This is a genomic window from Achromobacter pulmonis, assembly GCF_902859765.1.
Lineage (GTDB): Bacteria > Pseudomonadota > Gammaproteobacteria > Burkholderiales > Burkholderiaceae_B > Achromobacter > Achromobacter pulmonis.
In genome coordinates, this window is sequence record NZ_CADIJV010000022.1 from 94,092 (window position 1) to 100,181 (window position 6,090).

Consider the following 6,090-nt stretch of genomic DNA (forward strand, 5'->3'; position numbering starts at 1 on the left):
CTTACCTCGCGTTCCAGGCGGGACCGGCCAGCCACAGGCTCACGCCGCGCGACAGCAGCATCATCACGGCGTAGATCAGCAAGTAGCCGGCCGCGATGGTCAGGAAGCTCTCGGTCGGCACGATACGGTCGCTGTTCATCTGCACGCCGGCCGCCACCAGTTCGAAGACCGTGATCAGCGACAGCAGCGAGGTGTCCTTGATCAGCACGGCGGTCTGCCCCAGCAGCGGCGGCAGCGTGTTGGCGAAGGCCTGCGGCAACACCACGTAGCGCAGGCGCTGGCGATAGTTCATGCCGCAGGCCTTGGCGCCTTCGATCTGGCCGCGCGGCACCGATTCGATGCCGACGCGGATGATCTCGCTCATATAGGCCGCGTGGTGCAGCGTCATGGCCAGGATGCCCAGCAGCATCTCGCTCCAGCCCTTGGCGCCCGGCACCAGCATCGGCACCGCGTAATACACCAGGTAGATCTGCACCAGCAGCGGGGTCGAGCGGATGAACTGCACGTAGCCCGCCACCGGCCGCCAGACCGCGGCGCGCGGCGACATGCGCGCCAGCGCCAGCGGCACGCCGGCCAGCACCGACAGCACCAGGCTGGCGCCGGCCGCGATCAGGGTGTTGGCCAGCCCGGTGGCGAACTGGCCCGTGTACTGGCTGACGATGCGCCAGTTGTAGTAGTCGATCAGCCAGTCCATGCCGGTCCTGTGGTCAGTGGTGGGAAAAGCGCGCGATCAGTGGTCTTTCTTCCAGTCGGTCGAGTACCAGTACTTAATCTGTTCCGGCAGGGTGTTGTCGGCGGTCTTGAGCGTCTGCCAGTTGTCGAGCCAGAATTTCAGGCGGAAGGCGTTGGGACCGACGGCAAAGGCCAGCGGCTCGCGCACCATGACGCCGTCCAGCACGCGCAGGTTGCCGAAGTCGACCAGGAACTGGTTGGCGGTGGATAGCGACATGATGCCGGCGTCCAGGCGGCCGCTGGACAGGGCCTGGCCGACCGGCGCGCTGCCGCCGGAGAATTCCTTGAGCGTGGCCTTGGGCAGCATCTTCTTGCCGACCTCGGCGTAGGTGCTGGCGCCCAGCGCGCCGACGGTCACGCCGTCCTTGTTCAGTTCCGCGTACGACTTGTAGGGCGAGTCCTTGGGCACCACGGCAACGGTGTCGGCGTAGAACATGGGCGCCGAGAACAACACCTGGGCGGCGCGCTGCGGCGTCGGCGTCATGTCGGCGGCCACCATGTCGGCCTTGCCGGACAGCAGCGCCGGGATCAGCCCCTTCCATTCATAGTCCTGCAGCACCAGCTTGACGCCCAGGTCGTCGGCCATGCGTTTGGCCACCTCGACCGCCAGGCCGGTGCGCTTGCCGCTCTTGTCCATGAAGCTCATCAGCGGGCCGGAGGTCTGCACCGCCACGCGCAGTTCGCCGCGCTTGATGATGTCGGACAGCTCATCGGCCCGCACCGGCTGGGCGATGGCGGCCACGGCCAGCACCATACCGGCGGCGCCCAGCCATTGTTTGATTTTCAGCATTTGCTTCCCCTTCAAAGGTGGATGAGGTGTGTCGTTCCGGGCGTACACCTGATGCCGGCGGCGCCCGGTCTGGCCGGACCGGCCCTGCTTGCTGCTGCGTGAAACGGGTGCTGCGTGCTACAGAATCTTTTCCAGGAAGGCGCGGGTGCGCGCCTGCTTCGGCTGGCCGAAAACCTCGGCCGGGGTGCCGGACTCGACGACGCGGCCGGCATCCATGAACAGCGCGCGGTCGCCCACGTCGCGGGCAAAGCCCATCTCGTGCGTCACCACCGCCATGGTCATGCCGTCGCGCGCCAGGGCGCGCATCAATTCCAGGATGCCGCCGACGGTCTCGGGGTCGAGCGCCGAGGTAGCCTCATCGAACAGCATCAGCTTGGGGTCCAGCGCCAGGGCGCGGGCAATCGCCACGCGCTGCTGCTGGCCGCCGGACAACTGGCTGGGATAGCGCGCGCCGAAGTCGGCCATGCCGACCCGGTCCAGCAGTTCAAGCGCGTAGCGCCCGGCCCGGGCCCGGTCGCGGCCGCGCACCACGCGCTGCGGCAGCGCCACGTTGTCTAGCGCGGTGCGATGCTGAAACAGGTTGAAGTGCTGGAACACCATGCCCACGTCGGTGCGCCAGCGGTTGAGGTCGGTGGCCGGGTCGGTCAATGACACGCCGTCGACGCGGATGGTGCCGCTGTCGATGCGCTCCAGGCCATTGAGGGTGCGCAGGAAGGTGCTCTTGCCCGACCCCGACGGCCCCACCACCACCAGCACTTCGCCTCGCGCCAGACGGCAGTCGATGCCGGCCAGCGCCAGGTGATCGGGCTGGCCGTCGCGCTGGTAGGTCTTGGTGACCGCCTCGACTACGAGCAAGGGTTCTGCCACGAACATCGCCTTCAAAAAAGGTTTCGCATTTCGCGCTGGAGTTTCGTATAGTAAATTTATTTCCAGAATCGCCACTTAGGCATAACCCTTAAGCGAAGGTCCCGCCTTCGCCGGCATCTCCAAGGAACCGGTATGGACACGCCCCAAGACATCCTGCGCGCACTCGGACTGAACCCCGCGACCCTGACCGGCGGCACGCTGGTCGCCCGCAGCCCGATCGATGGCGCCGAACTGGCCCAGGTCCACGAGCACACCGTGGCACAGGCGCACGCGGCCATCACCCGCGCGCGCCAGGCCAGCCTGGCCTGGCGCGACGTGCCGGCGCCGCGCCGTGGCGAGCTGCTGCGCCTGTTCGGCGAAACGCTGCGCCAGTACAAGCGCGAGCTGGGCCGGCTGGTCAGCCTGGAAGCCGGCAAGATCCTGGCCGAAGGCGAAGGCGAGGTCCAGGAAATGATCGACATCTGCGACTTCGCCGTGGGCCTGTCGCGTCAGTTGTACGGCCTGACCATCGCTTCCGAGCGCCCCGGCCACCGCATGATGGAAACCTGGCATCCGCTGGGCGTGGTGGGCGTCATCAGCGCCTTCAATTTCCCGGTGGCGGTATGGTCCTGGAACGCCGCGCTGGCGCTGGTGTGCGGCAACGCCGTGGTCTGGAAGCCGTCGGAAAAGACGCCGTTGACCGCGTTGGCCTGCCAGGCGCTGTTCGCCCAGGCGGTGCAGCGCTTCGGCGATGCCCCCGCGGGCCTGTCGGAAGTGCTGATCGGCGGCCGCGACATCGGTGAAGCCCTGGTGGATTCGCACACGGTGGCGCTGGTGTCGGCCACCGGCTCGACCCGCATGGGCCGCCAGGTCGGCCCGCGCGTGGCGCAGCGCTTCGGCCGCGTGCTGCTGGAACTGGGCGGCAACAACGCCATCATCGTGGGCCCCAGCGCCGACCTCGACATGGCTGCGCGCGGCATCGTCTTCGGCGCCATCGGCACCGCCGGCCAGCGCTGCACCACCACGCGCCGCCTGATCGTGCACGAAAGCGTGGCCGACGACCTGCTGCAACGCCTGCAAAAAGCCTACGCCAGCGCCCCTATCGGCAATCCGCTGGACGGCGGCAACCTGGTCGGGCCGCTGATCGACCGCGCCTCGTTCGACGCCATGCAGGCCGCGCTCACGGCCGCCGGCGAACAAGGCGGCAAGATCACCGGCGGCGAACGCGTGCTGGCCGAGCAGTACCCGGACGCCTGGTACGTGCGCCCCGCCATCGCCGAGATGCCGGGCCAGACCGACGTGGTCTGCCACGAGACCTTCGCGCCGATCCTGTACGTGATGCGCTACACCGATTTCGACCAGGCGCTGGCCATGCAGAACGGCGTGCCGCAGGGCCTGTCGTCAGCCATCTTCACCAACGACCTGCGCGAGGCCGAGACCTTCCTGTCGGCCGCGGGCTCGGACTGCGGCATCGCCAACGTCAACATTGGCACCTCGGGCGCCGAGATCGGCGGCGCCTTCGGCGGGGAAAAGGAAACCGGCGGCGGCCGCGAGTCGGGTTCGGATGCCTGGCGCAACTACATGCGCCGCGCCACCAACACCATCAACTATTCGCGCAACCTGCCGCTGGCGCAGGGCATCAAGTTCGGCGAGTAAGGCAGTTTCGATGGCACGGGGCCCCGCGCATCGTCGATGATGCGCGGGGCCCCGTGCCATCGGCGGCGCCGGTATCGGCCACGCGCCCTTTGCCTGCCCCGGCTGCGAGCGCGCCGGCGCCAGCTCCCTTGTTGCAAGTCCTACATCCGATAAGTACGGCTTACAAAATGTAGGCTGGTGCGATGCTACATTGCATCGTCACCGTTTCCCTCGATTCCCATGACTTCGTTCCGACGTATCGCCCTTCCCCTGCGCTCCCTGACCCTCGCCCTGGCACTGGGGCTGTCCGGAACCGCCGCTGCCGGCGTGTCGTACCGACTGGACCGGCCTTCCGCGGCCCCCGGCGAAACCGTCACTATCGAAGCCGTGTATTTCAACGAGGGCAATGCCCGCGCCACGTGGCAAGCTCCGCCCGAACTGGTGCTGCAATGGCGCGGCCAGGATGGCCAGATCGTGCGCAGCCTGGCCCGGTTGCAAGGAGGCAAGGCCAATACAGCGTGCCGGTCAACAATTTCGCGCGCATGGCCTGGAGCGCCGAGGTCCCCGCCAGCGCCCGCGGCCTGCAGGCCGTCTCCATCGAGGGCCAGCCGGCCATGATGGCGCTGGACGCCACCGTCCGCGACAGCGGCACACTGGCCAGCACGCCGGCGCCCGGCCCGGTCGTGGACCCGCGCACCGGCCAGCCGGTGCCGCCGGCGATGGTGAGCGCGGTCGGCGCCTCGCCCGAAGGCGGCCCGGCGCCGGACGCGGCGGTCTCGCCCACGGTGCAGCAAACGGCGTTCGACCGCTTCCGCAGCGCGATCTCCGAGTACAAGCCGGTGTATTTCGACATCGGTACGCGCGGCCAGACCACCGCGCGTTTCCAGATCAGCGCCAAGTACCGTTTGTTCACCCCTTCCGGCGGCCGCCCGGCCACCTGGGGCGAGAACTTCTACCTGGGCTACACGCAGACCTCGCTGTGGGACTTGCAGGGCGATTCCATGCCCTTCATCGACACCACCTTCAACCCCAGCGTGTTCTGGCTGTCCGATGACATCTGGTCGTCGCATAACCAGAACTGGCGCCTGGGCATGAACACCGGCGTCGAGCACAACTCCAACGGCAAGGCCGGCGACGACTCGCGCTCGGTCAACGATGCCTATATCCAGCCGCAGTTCAACTACCGCTTCGACGGCGGCAGCACGCTGACCTTCGCGCCCAAGGTCAAGGCCTATTTCGGCGTGGCCAGCGAAAACGCCGACTACGCCGATTACGCCGGCCGCGTCGACTGGAACCTGCGCTGGGCGCAGGACAACGGCGCCGTGGTGTCGGCCATGTACCGCCAGGGCGACCAGCGCCGCCGCACCACCCAGCTCGATTTCGCCTGGCCGCTGCAGCGCACCTGGCTCAACATGAACGGCTACCTGCACCTGCAATACTTCAATGGCTACGGCGAGACGCTGCTGGGCTACAACCAGCGCAACGAATCGCAGTTCCGCGTCGGCCTGTCGATCGTGCCGTAAGGGCGCGCACATGCCTGAGGCCTGTCCATACGGACAGGCCTCAGAGATCCGGATCTTCTTCTACCTTGGGCATCAGATAGGCCGTCAATGCACTCGACGCCCCCGCCATCGCCCACAGCAGGAAGAACGACACCGTATAGAACCCCATCCGCCCCGTCGGCACATACCCGAATACCGCCACGTCCAGCGGATCGATCAACGCGAAGACGATCGCGCTGCCCACGGCCGCCGCCAGGAACGAGGGCCACAGTATCCACATCAATGATCTCAGTCCCATGGCGTCTCTCCGGGCCGCATCAGCGCGCGCCGGCCGCGGCCGGCGGCGCGGCCACCGTATCCACCTGCTCGATCACCAGCCCGCGCTTGACCACGCCTTCCTGGATCGGCTGGTCGCCGAACTGCGTATAGGCCAGGTAGATGGTGACGGCACAGCCGACCACCGCCAAGAAGGGCCCGGCCATCAGGAACCAGGGCCAGAATTCGCGGTACCAGGGTTTGACCGCCAGCGGCGCGGCAACATGGGCAGTATTCATCGTCGGCATCCTTTATTCGATATCACTCGGG

General features: G+C 67.5%; 6 protein-coding genes and 1 pseudogene. 2 read left to right on the forward strand and 5 right to left on the reverse strand.

The genetic code is table 11. The features are described 5' to 3' along the window. Position 1: 1 nt before the first annotated feature. From HV701_RS18280 to HV701_RS18290, 3 genes are all read right to left on the reverse strand, one after another. Positions 2–694: an amino acid ABC transporter permease gene (locus HV701_RS18280; protein ID WP_175134434.1), complete on the reverse strand. Its 693-nt coding sequence runs from the start codon at positions 692–694 to the stop codon at positions 2–4. 36 nt (positions 695–730) lie between these two features. Next, positions 731–1,522 (reverse strand): ABC transporter substrate-binding protein, encoded by a 792-nt coding sequence (locus tag HV701_RS18285; protein ID WP_175134435.1) that lies wholly within the window; start codon positions 1,520–1,522, stop codon positions 731–733. A gap of 117 nt (positions 1,523–1,639) precedes the next feature. Further along, positions 1,640–2,395 (reverse strand): amino acid ABC transporter ATP-binding protein, encoded by a 756-nt coding sequence (locus tag HV701_RS18290; protein WP_236756999.1) that lies wholly within the window; start codon positions 2,393–2,395, stop codon positions 1,640–1,642. 126 nt (positions 2,396–2,521) lie between these two features. Between HV701_RS18290 and amaB the strand changes: the two genes are divergently transcribed. Together amaB and HV701_RS18300 are read left to right on the forward strand one after the other, a co-directional pair. Next, positions 2,522–4,024, forward strand: a complete 1,503-nt coding sequence (gene amaB, locus HV701_RS18295; RefSeq protein ID WP_175134436.1) for an L-piperidine-6-carboxylate dehydrogenase — start codon at positions 2,522–2,524, stop codon at positions 4,022–4,024. 219 nt (positions 4,025–4,243) lie between these two features. Next, positions 4,244–5,526, forward strand: a pseudogene (locus HV701_RS18300) (phospholipase A). A 40-nt stretch (positions 5,527–5,566) separates the two neighbouring features. Here HV701_RS18300 and HV701_RS18305 read toward each other — a convergent pair. Beyond that, the gene (locus HV701_RS18305) at positions 5,567–5,803 is read right to left on the reverse strand and encodes a hypothetical protein (protein ID WP_175134437.1); all 237 of its coding nucleotides are present in this window, start codon (positions 5,801–5,803) and stop codon (positions 5,567–5,569) included. Between the two features lie 19 nt (positions 5,804–5,822). Continuing rightward, positions 5,823–6,059, reverse strand: coding sequence for a FixH family protein (locus HV701_RS18310; protein WP_175134438.1), 237 nt, complete (start codon positions 6,057–6,059; stop codon positions 5,823–5,825). Between the last annotated feature and the right edge of the window lie 31 nt (positions 6,060–6,090).